This window comes from Gordonia sp. NPDC127522 (genome assembly GCF_042672305.1).
Lineage (GTDB): Bacteria > Actinomycetota > Actinomycetes > Mycobacteriales > Mycobacteriaceae > Gordonia > Gordonia hongkongensis.
This window is the reverse complement of sequence record NZ_JBHXVK010000015.1, coordinates 21,066-44,041: the sequence shown is the minus strand read 5'-3', so window position 1 is coordinate 44,041 and position 22,976 is coordinate 21,066. Positions and strand designations below refer to the sequence as shown.

The 22,976-nt window shown below is 67.4% G+C and carries 20 protein-coding genes; 14 read left to right on the top strand and 6 right to left on the bottom strand.

The genetic code is table 11. The features are described 5' to 3' along the window. Position 1 precedes the first annotated feature (1 nt). The 6 genes from ACFVHY_RS19105 to ACFVHY_RS19080 form a co-directional block, all read right to left on the bottom strand. Positions 2 to 754, bottom strand: coding sequence for a DUF1275 family protein (locus ACFVHY_RS19105; protein ID WP_390274668.1), 753 nt, complete (start codon positions 752 to 754; stop codon positions 2 to 4). A 437-nt stretch (positions 755 to 1,191) separates the two neighbouring features. Continuing rightward, entirely contained in the window at positions 1,192 to 1,788 is a 597-nt protein-coding gene (locus tag ACFVHY_RS19100; protein ID WP_390274665.1) for a hypothetical protein, read from the bottom strand. Between the two features lie 232 nt (positions 1,789 to 2,020). Beyond that, on the bottom strand, positions 2,021 to 2,407 hold the full coding sequence (locus tag ACFVHY_RS19095) for a hypothetical protein (RefSeq protein ID WP_390274663.1): 387 nt from the start codon (positions 2,405 to 2,407) through the stop codon (positions 2,021 to 2,023). A 789-nt stretch (positions 2,408 to 3,196) separates the two neighbouring features. After that, positions 3,197 to 4,729, bottom strand: a complete 1,533-nt coding sequence (locus ACFVHY_RS19090; RefSeq protein WP_390274661.1) for a long-chain-fatty-acid--CoA ligase — start codon at positions 4,727 to 4,729, stop codon at positions 3,197 to 3,199. Beyond that, positions 4,726 to 5,850, bottom strand: a complete 1,125-nt coding sequence (locus ACFVHY_RS19085; protein WP_390274659.1) for an acyl-CoA dehydrogenase family protein — start codon at positions 5,848 to 5,850, stop codon at positions 4,726 to 4,728. Before ACFVHY_RS19085 ends, ACFVHY_RS19090 begins: the two co-directional genes overlap by 4 nt. A gap of 172 nt (positions 5,851 to 6,022) precedes the next feature. Further along, positions 6,023 to 7,225 carry an acyl-CoA dehydrogenase family protein gene (locus tag ACFVHY_RS19080; RefSeq protein ID WP_390274657.1) on the bottom strand — a complete coding sequence of 401 codons (1,203 nt, stop codon included), beginning with the start codon at positions 7,223 to 7,225 and terminating at the stop codon, positions 6,023 to 6,025. Positions 7,226 to 7,372: 147 nt separating this feature from the next. Between ACFVHY_RS19080 and ACFVHY_RS19075 the strand changes: the two genes are divergently transcribed. From ACFVHY_RS19075 to ACFVHY_RS19010, 14 genes are all read left to right on the top strand, one after another. Next, on the top strand, positions 7,373 to 7,567 hold the full coding sequence (locus ACFVHY_RS19075) for a ferredoxin (RefSeq protein WP_010840635.1): 195 nt from the start codon (positions 7,373 to 7,375) through the stop codon (positions 7,565 to 7,567). 82 nt (positions 7,568 to 7,649) lie between these two features. Further along, positions 7,650 to 8,540: a 3-oxoacyl-ACP reductase gene (locus ACFVHY_RS19070; protein ID WP_277243034.1), complete on the top strand. Its 891-nt coding sequence runs from the start codon at positions 7,650 to 7,652 to the stop codon at positions 8,538 to 8,540. 63 nt (positions 8,541 to 8,603) lie between these two features. Then, positions 8,604 to 9,368 carry an ABC transporter permease gene (locus tag ACFVHY_RS19065; protein ID WP_065629749.1) on the top strand — a complete coding sequence of 255 codons (765 nt, stop codon included), beginning with the start codon at positions 8,604 to 8,606 and terminating at the stop codon, positions 9,366 to 9,368. Between the two features lie 3 nt (positions 9,369 to 9,371). After that, positions 9,372 to 10,223, top strand: a complete 852-nt coding sequence (locus ACFVHY_RS19060; RefSeq protein WP_004022039.1) for an ABC transporter permease — start codon at positions 9,372 to 9,374, stop codon at positions 10,221 to 10,223. A gap of 57 nt (positions 10,224 to 10,280) precedes the next feature. Further along, on the top strand, positions 10,281 to 11,402 hold the full coding sequence (locus ACFVHY_RS19055; RefSeq protein ID WP_269555093.1) for an MCE family protein: 1,122 nt from the start codon (positions 10,281 to 10,283) through the stop codon (positions 11,400 to 11,402). Next, positions 11,395 to 12,453, top strand: a complete 1,059-nt coding sequence (locus ACFVHY_RS19050) for an MCE family protein (RefSeq protein ID WP_390274654.1) — start codon at positions 11,395 to 11,397, stop codon at positions 12,451 to 12,453. The genes ACFVHY_RS19055 and ACFVHY_RS19050 overlap by 8 nt, the downstream gene beginning before the upstream one ends. Further along, positions 12,450 to 13,670, top strand: coding sequence for an MCE family protein (locus tag ACFVHY_RS19045; protein WP_390274652.1), 1,221 nt, complete (start codon positions 12,450 to 12,452; stop codon positions 13,668 to 13,670). Before ACFVHY_RS19050 ends, ACFVHY_RS19045 begins: the two co-directional genes overlap by 4 nt. Before the next feature lies 1 nt (position 13,671). Then, the gene (locus ACFVHY_RS19040; protein WP_390274650.1) at positions 13,672 to 14,946 is read left to right on the top strand and encodes an MCE family protein; all 1,275 of its coding nucleotides are present in this window, start codon (positions 13,672 to 13,674) and stop codon (positions 14,944 to 14,946) included. Continuing rightward, complete coding sequence (locus ACFVHY_RS19035) at positions 14,943 to 16,220, top strand: MCE family protein (protein ID WP_390274648.1); 1,278 nt, start codon at positions 14,943 to 14,945, stop codon at positions 16,218 to 16,220. Before ACFVHY_RS19040 ends, ACFVHY_RS19035 begins: the two co-directional genes overlap by 4 nt. Further along, positions 16,220 to 17,653: an MCE family protein gene (locus tag ACFVHY_RS19030; RefSeq protein WP_390274646.1), complete on the top strand. Its 1,434-nt coding sequence runs from the start codon at positions 16,220 to 16,222 to the stop codon at positions 17,651 to 17,653. Before ACFVHY_RS19035 ends, ACFVHY_RS19030 begins: the two co-directional genes overlap by 1 nt. Continuing rightward, entirely contained in the window at positions 17,617 to 18,606 is a 990-nt protein-coding gene (locus tag ACFVHY_RS19025) for a hypothetical protein (RefSeq protein ID WP_390274645.1), read from the top strand. The genes ACFVHY_RS19030 and ACFVHY_RS19025 overlap by 37 nt, the downstream gene beginning before the upstream one ends. Further along, on the top strand, positions 18,606 to 19,301 hold the full coding sequence (locus ACFVHY_RS19020) for a hypothetical protein (protein ID WP_390274642.1): 696 nt from the start codon (positions 18,606 to 18,608) through the stop codon (positions 19,299 to 19,301). The genes ACFVHY_RS19025 and ACFVHY_RS19020 overlap by 1 nt, the downstream gene beginning before the upstream one ends. A 344-nt stretch (positions 19,302 to 19,645) precedes the next feature. Continuing rightward, positions 19,646 to 21,769, top strand: a complete 2,124-nt coding sequence (locus ACFVHY_RS19015) for a heavy metal translocating P-type ATPase (RefSeq protein ID WP_390274640.1) — start codon at positions 19,646 to 19,648, stop codon at positions 21,767 to 21,769. 118 nt (positions 21,770 to 21,887) lie between these two features. Beyond that, on the top strand, positions 21,888 to 22,976 hold the full coding sequence (locus ACFVHY_RS19010) for a hypothetical protein (protein ID WP_390274638.1): 1,089 nt from the start codon (positions 21,888 to 21,890) through the stop codon (positions 22,974 to 22,976).

Sequence of the window (22,976 nt, the reverse complement as noted above, 5' to 3'; positions counted from 1 at the left end):
GTCAGCGGACGTCGGCACGCAAGAACTTGGGATGATCCAGACGCCAGGTGATCGCCGCGGCGACCACCGCGACCACGGCCAGGGTCAGTAGCGAGTTCCGTTCGTCGAAGGCGTTGAACAGCAGGCCGCCGAATCCTGCACCGGCGAGGAATCCCGCGTAGGTGCTCAGGTGAGCGACCCATCCCCATCGCTTGGCGCCGGATACGTGCAACCCGGCACCCTGGCCGATTTTCACCAGGGTGCCGGTCACGTAGGACAAGGGCATGACGACCTCGCCCTTGCGGCTGATCGAGGTGTTGAGTGCGCCGAGACCGAAGGCCAGGCAGAGCACCGGGCCGGCGCCGAATTCTCGGTTGCCGTTGTCGAGGTTGATGTCGATGAGCCACGCGGCGATCGTCGAGCCCGCGGTCAGCATTGTCGCCCCGTGCCGGGCCTTGCGCCAGACGTACATCCTGGCCAGGGTGGCCACGAACACGCCGAGAACGAACACCACGACGGTGAGCAGAGCCGTGAAGCCGAGCCGGTGCGCGCCCTTGACGTGTTCGAGCACGAGCCGCTCGCTGTTGCCCGTCATGAAGGTGACGTACCACCCGGAGGAGTACAGCCACGCCGCGGCGCCGGTGGCGCCGGCCAACGCGGCGAGGACGGCGGCGAGCACCATCTCCCGCCCGTCGTGGAAGGGACCCAGCAATTCCTTTCGGGTTGATCCGCTGCGAGAGTCGGAAGTGGATGCGGTGCGTTCGACAACGGTCATCGGATCGGCTCCAGTCCTGTCGGTAGGGCTGTGGTCGTGATCGGCCTTCGAACGGGGAGTGTGTGTCCCGGCGGCATCGGCGGTCTGTCCCGTCGGGGAATCCCGAATTGAGCGGTTCCCTATCTCCCAGAGCACCGGAAGTCGGCCGTCGGCGCCACGTGAGTCCGACCACATGCACGCCCACGCCGGGCAGTTCGTCACCGATCGCGGTGTCGGCGGAACCAACACAGCGGAACGACCGTTGCGTCGTGGCCGCCAGTCGTCTGATCCCGCGCCAGCGGCCACCCCGCGCTGGTTGAGCCGGCGGGCTGGTGCCCGCGCGGTCGGCCACCCCCCGCTGGTTGAGCCGGCACCGAGCGGAGCGAGGAGCCGAGTCGAAGCCACTGGGTGACCGGGCGAGTGTCCCCGACGGAAACGGGCTCGCCGCTTCGCTCAAACTAGGGCGAGGTGTACTCGCCCCACAGGTCGTCGACGATGTCGGCGACGTCGGGCGGGAGGCAGCTCGCGTCGGGGCACGGCCCGGGCGGCATGGGGGTCGGCGCGATCAGGGTGCCGACTTCGGCGGGAAGTGTCAGCCGCGTGGTTCGTGCGGTCGACGGCTTTCCGGTCGGGCCCAGCGTGCCCCACTGTTCGACGCCGTCGAAGCCCGGCACCGTCGTGCATCCCCAGTACAGGTCGTAGGCGCCGTCGGGCAGGACGGTGGACCCGCTCGGGCCCTCGTCGGTGAACACCTCGAGCGCCACGGTGCGCGTGCCGCCCGGCGCGATCAATGCGCGCGGGTCGACCGGATTGACGTATCCGAAGGGTGGTCGCGAGTCGCTGTCGGCCACGGACCCGGCCGGCAGCCCGAACATCTTGCACCCGATCACCGCAGTGGACCGGTTCGTGACGGTCACGGTGACCGAGTTGCCCGACACCGACGGTGTGATCGTCACGTCGTCCGGTGCGGCGTTCGCGATCGTGGGGGAGAGGATTGCCGCGGTTGCACATCCGAGTGCGATGCCCAGGGTGCGGAGCAGGTACCTACCGGTCATGGTGTCGTGCCTCTCGTCACGTGGGTGGTGTCAGTGTCCCCGAACCTCTGTGAACCCACCACTGACGGACACATTCGCCATCGCTTGATCGGGTTCGTGTGGTTGGTGTGCGCCCACGGAGATGCGTACTCGCCCTCAAATCGTTGACGATGTCGGGTGGCGGGCCCCTGCGGCACGTGGTCGGAGCGATCATTGACAGCTCGGCTGGAAGCACCGCAATCCAAGTGTCGACTCAATTCGACTCGGGACGAGATGTGGTGAAGGTGTCGGCCGATGAAGAAGCCCGACGATCGTCTAATACCCGCGAGATTGAAGTGCCATCAGATGATGACTCTGCGGACAGGTCTTTTGTCTTGAGGTAGTCCACGAAGATGAGAAGTGCGAAACCGACCACGAACACCAGATAACCGATGGTCATTCCGGTCCCGACCTGACGTACCTTGTCCCGATTGGCCGTGAGGGCGATACCGACAAAAAGAAGCACGACGTTCAGCACAATACCGAGGGCCCATAGGTAAGCGAAGGTGGTCAGTGCGAGAAACAGTGAGGCGATTGTGGCGTACGGGGTGACGGGCCCAAAAAGGGGTGTGACCTGCGGACGGCTACGCGAGGTGGTCAACTCAGTGCCGCGACTGAATAGATTGCGAGGCCGGCAGCGGCCACGACGCCTCCCCATGATCGAGTGCGCGGGAAAATAGCAAGTAGGCATCCGGAAACTAGTGTCGCGGTAGCCGCTATGAGTATGACTACACGTCGGTTCTCATCGAACAGGAGTAGGCAGACGTAAGTGGAAACAGCGACCGCGACTGCAGCCACCGACTGGGCGACGTACGTTATCTGACTGGCGCCCTGGGCTGCGACGCCGTCGGTCTGGTCGTTCATCATGAATCATTTCCGCGTGCATTCACGGTCGCGCCTCGGAAGGAGCCGGCGAGGCCACCGAACGTCTGGGTCGCGTAGGTGGTCCCCAGTCCTGCACTGAGGTGCAACCCCCCGATGTTCGAAGCGCACTGTTGTATCTCCATGGCGGCTGTGACCAGCGCCGCCGGATCTACGGTCAGATCTGCCATCGTCTCCCCCCCGAGAGTGTGCGTAGAAGCTAGCACGATCAGCGCTTACCAGAACTGTGCGCTGTCAACGTAGTGCGTGACGATCGCGAACGCGGAACGCCATCCACAGGGGGCAGAAGATCCGTGTGACGTTGTGCCCGGAAACCGGGCGTTACGTCATACGGATCCGAACGGGGCCCTTCGTGGCTCGTCGCTTGCGCTCCTCGCACCTCAGGGACCAGGGGTGGGTCGCTTGCGCTCCTCGCACCTCAGGGAGCAGGGGTGCTGTCGCTTGCGCTCCTCGCACCTCAGGGACCAAGTGTTATGCGGTTACTTCGGTTTAGGGAGCGGAGGGGGTCCTACGTCGGCGCGCGATAGACCCGACCGTCCCGCACCCACGTCGGTGGGGTGGCATCGGAGGCCAGGAGCCGCTTGACGGTCTTGAAGGTCGCGGTCTCGGGGAGTTCGTCGACGAGCCGCACCCGGTGCGGCCACTGCTTCGGGCCGAGATCCTCCTGCGCGGAGAGGAACTGGCTGAAATCGTCGGCGGTGAGCTCGTCGGCGACCAGGACCGCCTCGATCTCGTCCCCGATCTCGACCGGCACGCCGTGCACGGCGACCTGCCGGATCGCCGGGTGGCGCAGCAGGATTCGCTCGATAGGGCCGGTGCCGATGTTCTCGCCGTCGACGCGCAGCCAGTCGCCTAGACGTCCGGCGAAGTGCAGGTAACCGGCGTCGTCGACCCAGGCGAGGTCGCCGGTGTGGTAGATCCCGCCGCGCATGCGCTCGGCGGTGGCGTCGGGATCGTTGTGGTAGCCGGCGAAAAGGCCGGGCCCCGAGAGGTTCACGATCTCACCGACCACGCCGGCCGGAACGGGCTCGGCGGTGTCGACGTCGACGACCGCGGTCGGTTCGCGCAGTGGGCCCAGGGCATCATCGGGTGTGTCAGGGGTGCGCGTGATGGCCACGCCGCCCTCGGTGGATCCGAAACCGTCGATCACCCGGCACCCGAAGCGTTCGGAGAACCGGAGCCGATCGCGTGCGGACGCCTCGTTGCCGTACATGACCCGCAACGGGCTTGCCGCGTCGTCGGGGCGCGGATCGGTCGCGAGGATGTAGTGCATCGGTTTGCCGACGTAGTTGGCATACGTCACGCCGTACCGGTGGACGTCGTCGACGAACCCCCGCGCGGAGAAGCTGCGCCGCAACGCGATCGACGCCCCGCCCGCCACCGCGACGCACCACCCGGCGATCATCGCGTTGGAATGGAACATCGGCATCGACAGGTACGCGACGTCGTCCGGACCGATACCGAAGCGCTCGGCCAGCATCGGACCGCTGGTCGCGAAGGTCCGGTGCGTACACCGCACGGCCTTCGGGTCGCCGGTCGTCCCCGACGTGAAGATCAGCATCAACAGGTCGTCCGGCGCCGCCTCGGCACAGGGTGCCGGCTCACCCGCGGCCACCGCGGCCGCCCATTCGGGCGAATCGACATCGACAACGCGGGTTCCGCCCAGGTCGAGGCCGTCCAGCAGATGCCGGGTGTCGTCGCCGCACAGCACGATCTGGCATTCGGCACGGGCGATGTCGGCGGCGAGCGCGTCGCCGCGGCGGGTGGTGTTCAGGCCGACCAGCACGAATCCGTGACGTGCCGCCGCGGCGAACAGCGCGCTGAACACCGGCGTGTTGGCCAGCAGCACGCCCACGTGACGCGGACGATCATCCGACAACCGGCCGCCCAACGCCCCGGCCAGCAGCGCCGCGTCGACGAGATGATCGGTCCAGGAACGAAATTCGCTTTCGAACCAGGCCCCGCGGTCGTCGACCTCGATCAGCGGAGCGAGCAGATCGGCGACCGTCGAGGCGCGGGTCGCCGCGACCGGTCGGTTCACGCCGGCGTGGCGGCCAGTTCGGCTCCGATGGCCCGCACCGAGGCGGTCGCGGAGCCGAATGCGAACTCGTTGTGCTTGGCGCGCAGGAAGTAACGATGGACCGGGTGACTGGTGTCGAGGCCGACACCACCGTGCACATGCACGGCCGTGTGCGCCACCCGGTGCCCGGCCTCGGCGGCCCAGAACTTGGCGGTGGCGACCGCATTCTGCAGCTCCGGGGTGTAGCCGGTCGAATGGTCGAGCAACCAGGCCGCCTGCGTCGTCGTGAGTGCCAGCCCCTGGGCATCGATGTACCCGTCGGCAAGACGTTGGGCGACCGCCTGGAACGACCCGATGGCGCGGCCGAATTGTTCGCGCTCGCGGGCGTACTCGGCGGTGAGCTCGAGGCCGCGTTCGACGATGCCGGTCTGTTCGGCGCAGCAGGCCAGGGTCGCACGCGCGATGAGCGTCGCGGCCGTGTCGGCGCCGCCGTCGAGAACGGCGTCGTCGGACACCGGTGTGCCGTCGAATTCGACCTGCGCCGACGGGATCAGCCCGGTGGCGGGGGTCGGGGTGACGACGACGCCCGGGGCATCGGCGGCCACGACCACCGCGACGACACCGTCGGGTCCGGACGCGGTGACCACGAACATGTCCGCGGCCTCGGCGTAGGGGACGTCGACCTTCACGCCGGTCAGGCCGCCGTCGGACGAGAAGGTGGTTGCGGGCGAGCTGAAGTCGGTGGCCAGGTCCTCCTCGACCGCGACCGTGAGCACCGAGTCGCCGGTGGCCCCCGACCCCAGGATCCGCTCCCGGAGTTCCGACGAGCCGTGCGTGGCGATCACCGGAAGGGCGGCGATCGCGTGCGGACCGAACGGTACGCGGGCCAGCACGCGTCCGAGTTCGGTTGCCACGAGCGCATTCTCGACGACCCCGAGGTCGCCGCCGGCATCCCCGGCGGTCTCGGAGGACAACTCGAGGCCCAGGAGTCCGGCGCCGCCGAGTTCGCGCCACAGGTCCGCATCGAGCGCGGCACGAGCGGTCTCCAGTTCGGCGACCCGCTCGGGGGTGCTGATCGACGTCGCGATGTCGCGGGCCAGCCCGCGGACATCGGCGCCGGATTCGGGAAGCGAGAAGTCCATGGTGGGTCTCCAGGTTCAGGGGTGCGGGTGGTGGTTTCGATACGCCGCGTGCTCGCTGCGCTCGCTCGGGGCTACTCAACCAGCGGGTGGGGCGGGTGCTCGCTGCGCTCGCTCGGGGCTACTCAACCAGCGGGGGGGGCGTGCTCGCTGGCTACTCGACCAGCGGGCGGGGCTATCTGCGCTGGTGCGGGAGGCCGAGGGCGAGCATCGCGATGATGTCGCGCTGGATCTCGTTGGTGCCGCCGCCGAACGTGAGGATCAGCGACGTGCGCTGGAACCGCTCCAGGCGACCGTTCAGGTGCGCGCCGGTGCTTCCGGTTCGCAGCGTCGCGGCCGGTCCGACGACCTCCATGAGGAGTCGGTAGGCCTCGGTAGCGAACTCGGTGCCGTAGACCTTCGTCGCGGAGGCGTCGGCCGGGCTCGGCGATCCGCCGGAACTCGCGACCGAGGCGATCTTCCAGTTGATCAGCTTGAGGAACTCGACCTTGGCGTGGACGCGGGCCAGGTTCTGTTGCACCCACGGGGCGTCGATCACCCGATGCCCGTCGCCGGTCTTGGTCTGCTGAGCCCACGCGATCGTCTCGCGCAGGGCGGTCTGGATCGGCGCCGCGCTGCAGAGCGCGACCCGCTCGTGGTTGAGCTGGTTGGTGACCAGCGGCCACCCGCCGCCCTCCTCGCCGACGATCGACGACGTGGGGACCCGGACGTCCTGGTAGTAGGTCGCGCTGGTGTCCACCCCCGACATGGTGTGCACCGGCGTGTAACTGAAGCCCTCGGCGGTGGTGGGCACGATGAGCATCGAGATGCCCTTGTGCTTCTTGCCGCCCGGTTCCAGCGTCGACGGATCGGTGCGGCAGGCCAACCAGATGTAGTCGGCGTAGGCGACCAGACTGGTCCACATCTTCTGGCCGTTGATGACGTAGTCGTCGCCGTCGCGGACCGCGGTGGTCCGCAGTGCGGCGAGGTCGGTGCCGGCACCCGGTTCGGAGTACCCGATCGAGAAGTGCAGTTTGCCCGCCGCGATCCGGGGGAGGAAGTACGCCTTCTGCTCGTCCGACCCGTAGTTCATGATCGTCGGCGCCACCGAGTTGATGGTGAGGAACGGGACGGGTGCACCCGCGATCGCCGCCTCATCGGTGAAGATCAGCTGGTCCATCATCGACCGGTTCTGGCCACCGAACTCGGTGGGCCAACCCAGGGCGAGCCAGTCGTCGGCGCCCATCTGCGCGACGACGTCGCGGTACGCGTCGCCCTCGCCGAGTTCACCGTCGCCGCCGGACAGGGCGGCACGACGTTCCTCGGTCATGAGGCCGGAGAAGTAGTCGCGGAGTTCCCTTCGGAGCTCGGCTTGTTGGTCGGTATAGGCGATGCGCATCGACACTCCAAGGGGTGGATCGGCTAGCGTCCGGTCCCGGCTTATGGTCAAGTTGACAGACGAAGTGCTCGTGCACTTCTGAAACACGTTCTAACCTGTTCTCACAGCCCAGTCAACAGGTGACCCATCGACGAGGAGACGGTTCCGATGCGTATCAAGGCAGATTTCGACCTCTGCGAGTCCAACGCCATCTGCGTGGGGATGGCTCCGGACTTCTTCGATCTGGATGACAACGACTACCTGGTGATTCTCCAAGAAGACATCCCCGCGGACCGTGTCGAGGAACTGCGTCAGGTCGCCGCCAACTGTCCGAAGTCGGCGCTGGCCGTCGTCGAGGACTGACCCGAGCGAAAACGCCGATCTGTTCCATCCATCCGTGAATCATGCTAGAACAGGTTCTAGTTTTAGCTCAGGAGGATATCGGGTGGGTTACTCGTTGGACGGTCGCGTCGCGGTCGTCACCGGTGCAGGTGCTGGTCTCGGTCGCGCGGAGGCCATCGGATTGGCCGCCGAGGGGGCCACGGTCGTCGTGAACGACCTCCCCGCGGCGCTCGATCAGAGCGACGTGATCGACACGATCACCGCCGCCGGCGGCCGCGCGGTCGCGGTGCCCGGCGACATCGGCGACTCGGCCACCGCCGCCGCCATCATGACGACGGCGACCGACCAGCTCGGCTCGCTCGACATCGTCCTGAACAACGCCGGCGTGGTGCGCGACAAGATGCTGTTCAACATGACCGACGACGAGTGGGACCTGGTGATCCGCGTACACCTGCGCGGACACTTCCTGCTCACCCGCAATGCGGCGGCCCACTGGCGCGCGGCCTCCAAGGAGGCGGGCGGCCCGGTATACGGCCGGATCATCAACACCGCCTCGGAGGCCGGGCTGCTGGGTCCCGAAGGGCAGGCCAACTACGGCGCCGCCAAGGCCGGCATCACCGCACTCACGCTGTCGGCCTCGCGTGCCCTCAAGCGATACGGCGTGCGCGCCAACGCCATCTGCCCGCGGGCGCGGACCGCGATGACCGCCGCCGTCTTCGGCGATGCACCCACCGACGGAGTGGACCCTCTCGATCCCGAGCACGTCGTGCGGCTGGTCACCTACCTCGCCGGCCCCGACTCCGACGCCGTCACCGGCCAGGTGTTCGTCGTCTACGGCCCCAAGGTCACGCTGATGGCCGCGCCGACCGTCGACGAGGTCTTCGTCGCCGAGGGTGATGCGTGGTCCGCCGAGGACCTCGCGAAGACCCTGACGGGACACTTCGCCGACCGCGATCCGGGACGCACATTCTCGGCAAGCGCTCTGGTCAACTGACCAATTCAGCTCGATTGTGCGTGATAGGTTTCGCGATGGTGCGAGGGTGAAGGGGGTTGGGCGATGCTGAGCAAACTGGCCACACCCCTCAGTGGGATCGGTGATTTCGTGGCGCTCGGCGTCGAGTCGGCGCGCGAGCTGTTCCACCGTCCGTTCCAGTGGCGGGAGACCGTCGAACAGTCCTGGGCGATCGCCCGCGTGTCGATGGTGCCCACCCTCCTGGTCGCCATCCCGTTCACGGTTCTCGTCAGCTTCACCTTGAACATCCTGTTGCGCGAGATCGGCGCGCAGGACCTGTCGGGCGCGGGTGCCGCTCTCGGCACCGTCACCCAGATCGGCCCGATCGTCACCGTGCTGATCGTCGCCGGTGCCGGCGCCACCGCGATCTGCGCCGACCTCGGCGCCCGGACCATCCGCGAAGAGATCGACGCGATGAAGGTCCTCGGCATCAACCCGATCCATCGTCTGGTCGTGCCGCGGATCGTGGCCTCCACCGGGGTGGCGCTGCTGCTGAACAGCCTCGTCTGCACGATCGGCATCGGCGGCGGATTCATCTTCTCCGTGTACCTGCAGGACGTGAATCCCGGTGCGTTCGTGGCCAACCTGACCCTCCTCACCGGATTCGGCGAGTTGATGATCTCGATGGTCAAGGCAGCGCTGTTCGGGCTCTTCGCCGGAATGGTGGGCTGTTATCAGGGGCTCAACGTCAAGGGCGGTGCGAAGGGCGTCGGCGATGCCGTGAACGAGACCGTCGTGTACTCGTTCATGGCGCTGTTCGTCGTCAACGTCGTGGTCACCGCGGTCGGTCTCAAGGCAACGGCGGGCTGAGCGATGGTACTTCCGTTCACCACCCGGTTCCGGACCGCGCGGGTCGCGGTCAAGCGCGCCGGCGAGGACTGGGATCAGATCGGCGATCAGGCGCTGTTCTACTGGGACAGCGTCGTGTCGATCCCGCGCGCGATCAAGCACTACAAGAAGGAGACCCTGCGGCTCATCGCCGAGATCTCCATGGGCACCGGCGCGTTGGCGATGATCGGCGGCACCGTCGTGGTCGTCGGGTTCCTGACCCTGTTCACCGGCGGGACGATCGCGGTCCAGGGGTACAGCTCGCTGGCCAACATCGGCGTCGAGGCGCTGACGGGCTTCTTCTCGGCGTTCATCAACGTGCGCATCGCCGTCCCCGTGATCTCCGGCATCGCGCTCGCCGCGACCATCGGCGCGGGCGCCACCGCGCAGCTCGGCGCCATGCGGGTCTCGGAGGAGATCGACGCCCTGGAGACGATGGCGATCTCGTCCATCCCTTATCTGGTGTCCACGCGCATCATCGCGGGCCTCATCGCGATCATCCCCCTGTACGCGCTGGCTTCGCTGGCGTCGTTCCTCGCGAGCCGGTCGGCGACGGTGTTCCTGTACGGACAGTCGCCCGGCGTCTACGACCACTACTTCGACACCTTCCTCATACCGTCGGACATCCTGTGGTCGTTCGTGCAGGCGATCTGCATGGCGGTGGCCGTCATGCTCATCCACACCTACTACGGCTACAACGCCTCGGGCGGGCCGGTCGGCGTCGGCGTCGCGGTCGGGAACGCGGTCCGCGCGTCCCTCGTTGTTGTGGTCGTGATCACACTGCTGACCTCCCTCGCCATCTATGGCGCCGACGGCAAGTTCAACCTGGCGGGCTGACAGATGAGCAGGAGACAAGAACGTTCACGGGCCACCCGCCGGACGGCGGCGGTGGTCATGGTCGCGGTGCTGCTCGCCCTGATCATCGGGGCGAGCGCGTCGTTCCTCGGTGCCTTCAAGGGCACCCAGCAGGTGACCCTCGTGGCCCCCCGCGCGGGACTGGTGATGAACCCCGACGCCAAGGTCAAACTGCGCGGCGTGGAGGTGGGGCGCGTCGCGGAGATCACCGAGCGCGGCGGTGACGCGATCCTGACCCTCGACATCGCCGACGCCGACATGGCGAAGATTCCCGCCAACGTCGCCGCCGACATCAAGTCGAACACCATCTTCGGTGCGAAGGCGGTGAACTTCGTGGTGCCGGGCGAGCCGGAGGGCACGCTGACCGCGGGTGCGGAGATCCCCGCCGACCGGGTGGTCGTCGAGCTCAACACCGTGTACCAGCAACTCGTCTCGGTGCTCGCCCAGCTGCAGCCGGAGAAACTCAACGCGACGCTCGGTGCGATCAACACCGCATTGCAGGGGCAGGGCGAGGAGATCGGCGTCGCCCTCGAACAGCTGACCGCGCTGCTCGGCAAGACCAACCCGCATCTGCCGGCCCTCAACCGGCTGTTCCGGGAAGGCGCGACCGTCACCAACGTCTACGCCGACTCGATGCCCGATCTCCTGCGCACGGTCGACAACTTCACCGTCGTCGGGAACACGTTGGTGGACAACACATCAAACCTCGACGCGCTGCTCATCAATGCAACCGGGATGGCCAACACCATCGACGGGGTCATCGCGCCGTCGAAGAAGACGCTCATCGGGGCGCTCTCGGACCTCGATCCCATTGCCGCCCTGCTCGGTTACAACGCGCCCGGGATCAAGTGCTTCCTCACCGCCGGCGCGATCGCCTCGGAGGTCGCCGCCCCGTTCCTCGGTGAACGCAACGGCATGCTGATGCTCGACGCCGGTCTGCTGCCGGGCAAGGACCCCTACGCCTACCCCTACGACCTGCCGCGCGTCGGGGTCGAGGGACCGCCGACGTGCCAGGGCGGGCTCAGCGATCCCGCCACGACGGTGCCCGCCCCGTTCTACGTCGGCGACAACGCGCCGCAGCCCTATCAGCCCAGGACCAAGCCGAAAGCGAACTCGCAGAAGCTGTTCCAGATCCTGTTCGGAGAGCCGCCCCGTGGATAACCGCGCTCGCGCGTTCCGCGCGACCCTGATCAAGCTGGGCGCCTTCACGGTGGTGATGATCCTGGTGTTCGTGGCACTGGTCGTCGTCTTCAGCCGCTATCGCTCCGGCGCGTCCAACGAGTACAGCGCCGTCTTCACCAGCGCGTCGGCGATGAAGTCCGGCAGCAAGGTCAAGATCGCCGGCGTCGAGGTCGGTTCCGTCGGCGGCGTCGAACTGAACCGCGCCAACGAGGCCGTGATCACCTTCAGTGTCGACCAGCAGTACCCGCTCCCGGAATCGGTCCGCGCACTCATCCGGTACGAGAACCTCACCGGCGACCGGTATCTCGAGCTGCAGCAGGGGACCGGCAACACCTCGACCTTCCTCGCCGACGGTGCGCAGATCCCGGTCGGCAACACGGAGCCCGCTCTCGATCTCGACAAGCTCGTCGGCGGCTTCAAGCCGCTGTTCCGGACCCTCGACGCCGACGACGCCAACGCCCTGACCAGTTCGCTCATCGCCGTCTTCCAGGGCCAGGGCGGCGCCCTGAACACGTTGCTGGGCAACACCGCGTCGTTCACCGACTCCCTCGCCGACCGCGACCAGTTGATCGGCGACGTGATCGACAACCTCAACACGACCCTCGCCACACTCGACGGCGATCGCGAAGGCCTCGACACCAGCGTCGACCTCCTGCAGCAGCTGGTCACCGGACTGGCGGAGCAGAAGAGCACCGTCGGCAACGCGCTGACGCAGACCTCGCGGGTGACCAACGGCCTCGCGGACCTCCTGGGGACCACACGGCCGACCCTGCAGTCGATGGTGACCAACACCGGCCGCGTCTCCGAGGAGCTGCTCGCCGCGGAGCCCTTCATCCGCAACCTGATCTCCCGACTCCCCGAGGACTACAAGACGCTGTCGAACCTGGGTTCCTACGGTGCCTGGCTGCAGATCTACTTCTGCCGCATCCGGTTGATGCTCCCGGCGCCCGGTGGCCAGACCATCCTGTACACGTCGAACAACGTGATGGGCAACTCCACGACGGCCGGTGGAAGGTGTGACGGCTCATGAGTCTTCCCTTCGGCGGCATGTTCTCGAGCCGCAGATCCGAGTCCGACGAGGCCGACGTCGCCCGTGAGGAGAAGCGCGGGCAACGCAGCCGTGCCCAGGTCGGCGTCATCGGCATCGTGGTCATCGGCCTGGTGGTCATCACCGCCATGCAGATGGACAAGTTGCCCTACATCTCGCCGATCAGCACCTACAGCGCCTACTTCGACGATGCGGGCGGGCTGACCAAGGGCGACATCGTGTCGGTCTCCGGCGTCCAGGTGGGCACCGTCGAGTCGATCGAACTGGCCGGCACCGACGACGGGACCAAGGTCAAGGTCGGATTCCGGATGGACGACACCGTCGAGATGGGTGCGGACTCTCAGGCCGCGATCCGGACCGAGACCGTGCTCGGCCGACGCAATCTCACCGTCATCCCGCACGGTGGCGATCGGATCAAGCCCGGAGGCTCGATCCCGGTCGGCAACACGATCTCGCCCTACTCGCTGCAGGATGCGCTCGAAGGTGCGACCGACACCGTGGCCGAGACCGACACCGACCAACTCAACGAGGCGCTGAACACCCTGACCATCACCTTCTCCGAGACCCCCGATCAGGTCCAGGGCGCGGTCGACGGGGTGGCCCGGCTGTCGAAAGCAGTTGCCGACCGCGACAACGAGTTACGGGCACTGCTGGCCAAGGCCAACCAGGTCAGCAGGATCGTCGGCGACCGCAACGAGCAGATCAACCGGCTCCTGATCGACGCCAACGCGCTCGTCGGCGAGATCGAGATGCGTCGCTACGCGCTGAACCAGCTGATCAAGGGAATCGGTGACGTCACCGCCCAGCTGCGCGGCTTCATCGCCGAGAACAACGCCCAGCTGACGCCGGTCCTGCAGAAGTTCGACCGTGTCGCAACGATCCTCACCGATCAGGAGAAGGAACTGAAGGAGACGATCGACCGGCTCGGGCCGTTCGCCAACACCCTCGGCGAGGCCGTGGCGTCGGGTCCGAACTTCGACTCGCTGGTCGGGCTCAACACCTTCGGCGACTACACCGCGGTCTTCCTCAATGCCCTGCGCGGCCGGTATCCGCAGCTCTGGCAGTCGTTGATGTACACCAGCTTCCCGCTGTTCCCGGACGCGTGGAAGCCCGGTCCGCCGGTCGGCAGCGATCCGCCCCGCGGTCCGCTGCCCTCGCCGACCTATCCATCGCCCGCACCGACCACGAGGGGGAGGTGACATGACCGTCGGACGTCTCTCGATCGGACGCAAGGTGCTGTTCGGTGTGCTCGCCGTGGTCCTGGCCATCGCGCTGATCCTCGTGGGCTGGAAGGTGTTCACCAAGTCGACGACGAACACCTTCACCGCCTACTTCGCCGGTGTCGCCAGCCTGTACAAAGGTGACCCGGTCCGGGTGCTCGGTGTGAACGTCGGCAGTGTCTCCGCGATCACGCCGCGCGAGAACGACGTGAAAGTCGAACTGCGCGTGGACAAGAGCGTCGACATCCCGCAGGACGCGAAGGCCGTCATCGTCGCCCAGAGCCTGGTGTCGGGCCGGTTCGTGCAGTTGACGCCGGTCTACTCGGGCGGTCCGAAGATGTCCGACGGTGCCGACATCCCGATGGACCGCACCGCGGTGCCGATGGAGTGGGACGACATCAAGGCCCAGCTCACCCGGCTCACCGAGGCCATCGGACCGGAGGGGGCCGACCCGGGCTCGGCGGCCAAGGCGGTCAACGTCTTCGACGAGAACCTCGAGGGCAACGGGGAGGCGATCAACTCCTCGATCCGCGAGGTGTCCGACGTCATCGGCACCCTGGCGGCCGGCAGCGGAGACCTGTTCGCCACCATCCAGAGCCTGCAGAAGCTCACCGACGCACTGTCGGGCAGTCACGAGCAGCTCGTGCAGTTCAACGGCCGGATCGCTTCGGTGAGTTCGGTTCTCGCGGACAACACGACCGAGCTCGACGAGGCGCTGAAGGGTCTCGACGCAGCGATGACCGATGTGCAGCTCTTCATCGACACCAACAAGACGGCGCTGGCGTCGTCGGTGGAACGCCTGGCCGCGAGCACGAAGATCGTGGCGGACAAGGACGAACAGGTTCGCGGCGTGCTGCATTCGGCACCCAATCAGCTCGCGAACTTCTACAACATCTACAACCCGCTGTCGGGTTCGCTGTCGGGCGTGTTCGGCCTGGGCAACGGCACGAACCTGATCACGCTGCTGTGCGGTTCGATGGAATCGACCAAACGGCCCGGTACCACGATGGCCGACGTGGACAAGTGCGTGGAGATCCTCGCGCCCGTCCTGTCGTCGATCTCGATGAACTACCCTCCGTTCCTGACGAATCCGGTGCAGGGTCGCAACGCTCTGCCGAGTCAGCTCGAGTATCAGAACGCCAGCGTTCGCGCACGGGCGAACGCCGGTGTCACCCGGTTGGACAACGAGACCCGGCGGGACAACCGGGGCAGTCCGCTCGAGGATCTGCTGGTGCCGTTCGGGGGTGAGCGATGAGATCGGCACGACCCCGTGGTTCGCTCATCGCGGGCGCGGCGAGCCTCGCGCTCGTCCTCGCCGGATGTTCCTTCGACGGCCCCAATTCACTCCCGGTCCCGGGGGCCGAAGGTACCGGCGGTGGTTCCTACGAGATCACCGCGGTCATCCCGTCGGCGGCCGGACTGGTCAACAACGCGCCGGTGCTCATCGACGACGCGACGGTCGGCAGCATCGGCGACATCGAGGTCCAGGACTGGAACGCGCTCGTCACGATGCGGCTCAACGACGGCGTGATCGTCCCGCGCGGTTCGCATGTCATGGTCGGGCTGACCAGTGTGCTGGGTTCGACGCACCTCGAGATCGTGCAACCGGCCGAGCCCGAGGGCGGCCGGCTCGAACCCGGTGACCAGATCCCCCTGACCAAGTGTCCCGAGCAGTCCAACATCGTGACCGACCCGTCGGTGCCCGCGGTACCCGACATCAATGCGGCACAACAGGTGTCGGCATGTACCTACCCCAGTACCGAGCAGGTGCTGAGTTCGCTGTCGGTGGTGCTCAACGGCGGTGGGCTGTCGCAGATCGGCGACATCGTGCACGAGATGAGCGATGTCTTCGGGGGACGCGAGGAGCAGATCAAGGAACTCATCCCGCGGTTGAACACCCTCGTCGCCGATCTGGATGCACAGAAGGGCAACATCATCCGCGCGACCGAGGGACTCGACCGGTTGTCGCGCACCATGAACGAGCAGAAGGGCACCATCGAGCGGGCGCTCGCCGACGCTCCGCAGATCCTGCAGCTGCTCGTCGACCAGCGTCAGCAGTTCCTCGACACGCTCGGTTCGGTCACGACGCTGTCGAAGACCGCCAACGACATCCTCGACGCCAACTCCGAGGACATCGTCACGATCGTGGAGGGGATCGAGCCGGCCCTCGATCAGCTCCAGGCCGCGGGACCCGCGATGACGCAGTCGCTGAACATCCTGCTGACCTTCCCGTTCTACGAACCGACGATCCGGCGGATCGTCAAGGGTGACTACGTGAACTCGGACCTCACACTCGACCTGACCCTCGAACGCCTGAGCAAGACGATGTTCGCGAGCCTCGGCGTCACCGGTCCCGAGGGAGTCTTCGGCCGGCCCGCCGGCGCGGCCGCAAGGGGACTCGACCCGTTCGTCGCCCCGCTGCAGCCGGGCGGTGAGCGCCTGCCGGACTCCGCCGAACCGGTTCCGGCGAACATGGTCCCGAAGGCCCCGGTGGTCACCCCGGTGCCGGCCACGGAAGGTGGTCGCTGATGAAGATCACGCGGTTCGTGCGTATGCAGCTGATGATCTTCGCGATCGTGACCGTGGTCGCGATGGTGGTCATGGCCCTGTTCTACATCCGCATCCCGTCGATGTTCGGGGTCGGCAGTTACCGTGTGCAGCTGCTGCTTCCGACCAGCGGTGGTCTGTACCAGAACGCCAATGTCAGCTATCGCGGCGTCTACGTCGGCAAGGTCGACTCGGTGCAGCTCACCGACACCGGTGTCGAGGCGCAACTGACGATCGAGAACGGGGCGGAGATCCCGGCGTCGGCGACGGCGTCGGTGCGGAGTGTGTCCGCGATCGGTGAGCAGTTCGTCGAGTTCACCCCCGATCCCGAGGCCGGCGAGTCCGACGGGTACCTGCAGGACGGCGCCACGGTGTCCACCGATCAGGTCCCCGTGGAGATCTCGGCGATGCTCGACCAGGCCGACCGGCTGCTGGCCGAGATCGGCGACACCAAGTTGCGTTCGCTGATGGACGAGGCCTTCGTCGCGTTCAACGGCACCGGGGAAGCCCTTCAGCGACTGCTGGACTCGATGGTCTTGTTCGTCGACGAGGCGAACAAGAACACCGACGTCACGATCCAGCTCGTCGAGCAGGGCGCCCCGCTGCTGGCCACCCAGTCGCGGACGGCTGACGACATCCGTTCCTGGACACGGGACGTCACCGCCTTCACCGATCAGCTGCGCGCGAACCGGCCGGAGATCGGCGACATCCTGCGCAAGGGTCCGTCGACCGCATCGAAGAGCCAGGAGCTGTTCGAGTCCCTCGGCGCGTCGTACCCGCTGCTGGTGTCGAACCTGGGGACCATCGCCAAGACCCAGGTGGTGTACCTGCCGAACTGGAAGCAGGTGCTGGTTCTATATCCGCGACTGGTCAATTCACTGATCACGGCGCTGAACACCGGTACCACCAGATTCGGTCCGAACGTGAACTTCTCGCTCGCGTTCCAGGATCGGCCGCCGTGCAACATCGGCTTCCTGCCCAAAGAGGACTGGCGCTGGCCGTCGGAGCAGACCGCTCGTGAGCTGCCGCCGGGCATGCTGTGCCGGGTGCCGCAGAACTCCAACATCGCGGTCCGCGGTGCGCGCAATTATCCGTGCGCGGAGTTCCCGGGACGCCGAGCCCCCACGCCGGCGGAGTGCGCGACCGGTTACGTGCCGAAGCCGGGTTCGGTCGACCCGTTCCAGAGCGGGTTGCCCTTCGGCTTGAAATGGCAGCCGGCGTCCTCCGGTACGGTGACACCGGGCACACCGAAGGATTTCGACGCGGAGCCTGCGGTGTATGCCACGACCTACGACCCGGATTCGGGCAACTTCATCGGACCCGACGGCAAGACCTACAACGCCGGGGCCGGTAGCGATGAGCAGGAACAGAGCAGTACATGGCAGACGATGATCAGCGGGACGGTCACCCCGTGACGCCCGACGGTCCCGGCACGACGTCTCCGAGTCGCAGCGGGGCGGATCGTGCGGCTTCGGGCGATCGCCGGAACACGAAGCGGCCCGTGCGGTCGGCGCCGATCCGGCGTGGACGTCCGGCCGGGAAGAAGTCGTCGACGCCGGCGGTTTCGGTGCCGCCGGTCGACGAGCCCGGCACCGCGGCGGAAGACGTCGACAGCGCCTCACCGACATCCGCGGAGCCGACGCCCGCGCCACCGACGACGCCCGCGGAAGCGACGCAGGACGCGACGTCGACGGCGTCCCCGGCGGCTGACACCGCGCCGGAGCCCGAGTCCGTCGGGGCGGCGATCGCGCCCGACCCGTCCGAGGTCGAGAAGACCGTCAGCTACCGTGAGCGCCGGCGTGCCCGGACGGCCGCGGCGTCGGCGTCCACGGGCACGCCGAAACGCAAGCGCGGCATCAGGTATCGCGGGTCGGGGCGTCGCTCGCCGCGCGCCGTCGTGGGCGTTGTCGTGGCACTGGTGGTCATCGTCGTGTGCGCCATCGCATCGGTGGTGTTCGCGCTCGGCATCGCGCGCCAGGACCGGACCGACGACCTGCGGGCCGAGTATTCCGCGTTCGCTTCGCAGGTTCTCGTGAATCTGACCAGCATGAATCCCGACACCGTCGACCAGACGCTGACGTCGGTCCAGGAGGACACGAGCGGCAAGGTCAAGCAAGAGGTGGAGAACAACATCCAGCAGGTGGCGGCCCTTGTCCGGGACGGCAAGCTCGAGACCCGCTCGCTTATCCTCTCGTCCGCGGTGACCAAGGCCGAACCCGACGAAGGCTCGGTCATCATGGTGTTCGGCTGGCATCAGCGATCGCTCGACGGCGAGGTGCCGTCACAGGAGAAGGTGTTCCGCTGGCGGGTGGACATGACGCGGATCAACGGCGACCTCAAGATGACCGACTTCGAGTGGGTGGCGTGATGGCGGCCCGCTCCGAGTCCGCGCCCCGATCCGAGTCCGCGCGGAAGTCGACCGGGTCTCGATTCGCCCTGCGCAAGGGGCGCCTGGGTCTGATCGCACTCGGCGTGGTGCTGGTCGCCGCGATCGCCGTGACCGCATTTCTCGGTTTTCGCTTCACCCAGGGCCGCGCGGTCGAGGACGCCCGCGCATCGTCGCTGGCGGCGGCCCGGGACTATGCGACGACGATGTTCGGGTACAACGCCGAGAATGTCACCGAGCACATCGACCAGTCGATGAGTGTGCTCACCGGGCCGGCGAAGCCGGAGTACACGAAGCTGATCACCGACAACAACCTCGCCGCCGAGGTCCGCAAGCAGTCGGTGGTGTCCGAGGTGACGATCCAGGACGCGGGTGTGGTGACCAACACCGCGGACACCTCGCAGGTCCTGATCTTCATGAACCAGTCGGTGACCCGCGGCAACAAGGAACTCGTGAGCATCAACCCGTCGCGGCTGACCTTCGACATGAAACGCGAGGGCGACCGCTGGATGATCAACTCGATCGAGGTGATCACCGACGACACGTTCCGATCGAAGATCGAGGTCGTCGAGTCATTGCCGCCCGACGCGAAGCCGCTGCCCGGCCCGAGCTCGGCACCCGCCGGTGCGCCGTCCCCGGCTCCCGGCCCGTCCGTGGCGCCGGTGCCGACTCCCTGACCGCCTTAATCCGTTGCGGCCCGCCCGAATCGGGCGTACGTTCGCGGGTACACAAGGAAGGAGGTGGTCTGATAGTGATTTCTCGTCGGACATGTGAGGTGACCATCCGTTAGCAGTTGACCGTGTGGCATTCGTGTCGCACCGAGGCGGGATTCCCGCCGGTCGGCGCAAGCGAATACCAGGTGGTCACCCGGCCCCCGCATCCCGACCCGGTCCGGTCGGCGCAGGCCCTTCGAGGGCGGTGCGGGGGCCGTTCCATGTCTGCTGGCGGGTTGCTGCAAGAATACCCCTACAGGGTAGAAGTATCCCTGGCGCAATACCATACCGGGGTATAGTCTCGACGCATGGACACGCGCCACGACCATCTACACACGACGGGGAACACGGCTGACCACGCGCACCGCCCCCGGGCCACTGCAGGACACGACAACCACGGTGGCCACACCGGCCACACCGGCCACGGCGGACATGACAGCCATGCGGGCCACGGCGACCACGTCGCGCAGTTCCGGCGACTGTTCTGGATCATGCTCGTGTTGGCGGTCCCGACAGTGGCCTTCAACGACATGTTCGCCGACATACTCGGCTACGGTCTGCCCGACGCGGAGTGGGTCCGGTGGGTGTCACCGCTGCTCGGCACACTTCTCTACGTGTGGGGCGGGCGCCCGTTCCTTGTCGGCGCGGCCGCCGAGCTCCGAGCTCGTCGCCCGGGGATGATGCTTCTGATCTCCCTCGCGCTCACCGTCGCCTTCGTTGCGTCCTGGGGTTCGACGCTGCACCTGTTCGACCACCACCTGAACTTCTGGTGGGAGCTGGCACTGCTCGTCGTGATCATGCTGCTCGGTCATTGGATCGAGATGCGCTCGCTGGCCCGGACGACATCGGCTCTCGACTCACTCGCCGCGCTCCTCCCGGACGAGGCCGAGATGGTCGTGGGCAGCGACATCATCTCGGTATCTCCCGACGAACTGGTCGTCGGCGACGTGGTCGTCGTCCGGCCCGGCGGGTCCGTGCCCGCCGACGGCGCTATCGTCGACGGTTCGGCGAGCATGGACGAGTCGATGGTCACCGGGGAGTCGGCACCCGTTCGGCGGGAGGTCGGTGACGTCGTGGTCGCCGGCACCGTCGCGACCGATTCCGGACTGCGGGTCCGCGTGACCGCGACCGGCGACGACACCGCGCTGGCCGGGATCGGACGCCTCGTCGCCGATGCGCAGGCATCGTCGTCACGGGCCCAGCGGCTCGCCGATACCGCGGCCGGGTGGCTGTTCTGGTTCGCACTCGGCGCCGCGGTGCTCACCGCGATCGCCTGGACCGCGGTCGGATCGCCAGACGAGGCTGTCGTGCGCGTGATCACGGTGCTGGTCATCGCTTGCCCCCACGCGTTGGGGCTCGCGATCCCGCTCGTCGTCTCCATCGCGACAGAGCGAGCCGCGCGTGCCGGGGTCCTGATCAAGGACAGGCTCGCCCTCGAGTCGATGCGCAACGTCGACGCCGTGCTCTTCGACAAGACCGGCACCCTGACGAAGGGAGAACCGACCGTCCTCGAGCTCGAACCGGCTCCCGGGCAGGACCGGCGTCGAGTGCTGACCCTCGCGGCCGCCGCGGAGACGGGCAGTGAGCATCCGCTGGCCTCGGCGATCGTGCGGGCCGCTCGAGATGAGGGAATCGATCTGCCCGTCGCACAGGACTTCTCATCGTCGCCTGCGGTGGGGGTGTCCGCGTCCGTCGACGGTCAGGGGGTTCGGGTGGGTGGACCCAACCTGCTCGCCGAGCACGGCCTCGACGAACTGCCCGTCGCGTCGTCGTGGCGGGAGCGGGGGGCGATCATCCTGCACGTGCTCATCGACGATCGTGTCGTGGGGGCGTTCCGGCTCGCCGACGAGGTCCGTCCGGAGTCGCGTGTGGCCGTGGACGAACTCCACGCTCGCGACGTGCAGGTCGTGATGATCACCGGCGACGCGCAGGCGGTGGCCGACGATGTCGCCGGCCGGTTGGGCATCGACCGGGTGTACGCCGGGGTCCGGCCCGAGGACAAGGCCGCCATCGTCGCGGACCTGCAGCACGAAGGTCGTCGTGTCGCGATGGTCGGCGACGGCGTCAACGACGCCCCCGCACTCGCGCAGGCCGACGTCGGGATCGCGATCGGTGCCGGCACCGACGTGGCCATCGGCTCGGCCGGCGTCATCCTCGCCTCCTCTGATCCGCGGTCGGTCCTGTCGGTCATCGAGCTGTCGCGTGCCGGCTACCGGAAGATGGCGCAGAACCTCTGGTGGGCAGCGGGTTACAACCTCATCTCGGTGCCGTTGGCGGCCGGGATCCTGGCGCCGATCGGGTTCGTCCTGCCCATGAGTGTCGGCGCGATCCTGATGTCCGCCTCGACGGTGGTCGTGGCGTTGAACGCACAGCTGCTGCGTCGACTCGATCTGCGTCCCGGTTCCATCCGAAACCGACCCGGGCGCAGGTAGGGCAGCGCTACAAGATTCGCGTAGCGCAGTACTCGCGAAACCGCGGCGTGAAACCGCTGGACTGGGAGCACAGCACAGTCCACGGCGCCCACCGCGGCGTCGAGAGGGAGAAGAAGAGATGGTGACCATGCATGTCGCCGCGGCGGTCGGGACACAGGATCGCGATCGCATCGAATCCGTGGTGGGCGAGAACTACTGGACCCCGGGCGACCCGGACTTCGGGACGGCGTCGGCACCCCGATTCGCGTTCGCCGACCCGCACGCCGCCGGCCTGTTCCACGCCGAGGACCTGTCGCGGGAGGCCGGTGACCGCATCGCCGTCCACAACCGCGGCGTTCACGACGTGGCTGCCGTGGTCCTGCTCGCGGATGGACGGTCGTATGTCGAACTCTTGACTCCCGGTTCGGAAATCGCTCTGCCGGAGATGGATTCGCTCACCTACCTCGAGGCCCCCCGCACCGCGGACGGCCGGCCGGTTCTGTACGGCGCGGTGTGGGTGCGCGACGGGCGGGTGATGCCGGTGACGGTTCCGATCCCCACCCGCCGCGAGTTCCTCGACCAGCGATATCTCACCCCGTGGAGCGCGGAGTGGAACGGCGGTGTCTCCGGTCGGCACATGCTCGATGCCGCGGCGGCCGGTGTCTCGTACCAGTACCGGACGGGCGGTTCGACGTTCGTCGTACGCAACTCGGGCAGCGACTGGATCGGGGTGGTCCACCGGTCCGGCACGGAGTTCACGTTCGTCGAATGCCCACCGGGTGAGCGTGCCGTCTTCGAACTCTCCCCGCAGTCCGCCCGCGCCGAGGTGTTCTCGGTCGTCGGTCGCCGGGGTGGCGGCACGGCCGGGCACGCACCGTACATGTCGAGGTCGGGAACCGTGCATCCCGGTTGGGCGGGTCGGCCGGGGGAGGTCACCGCCTACGGTTCGGTCGTCGTCATGCTCGGCGCGCCGGTGTACAGCGCGCTGCCGAAACGCAATCTGTACCTTGCGTTCTCGGATCGGCGGCCCTTCGAGGCTCGCTTCGCTCGCACCTCAGGGAGCAGAGGGCCGAGCCGCCGGGAGCGCAGCGAGCGGGGCGAATGTGCGAGCCGCCGGGAGCGCAGCGAGCGGGGCGAATGTGCGAGCCGCCGGGAGCGCAGCGAGCGGGGCGAGTGTGCGAGCCGTCGGGAACAGGGCGCGCGTCACTGCCGCGGGCTCGGTCGATGA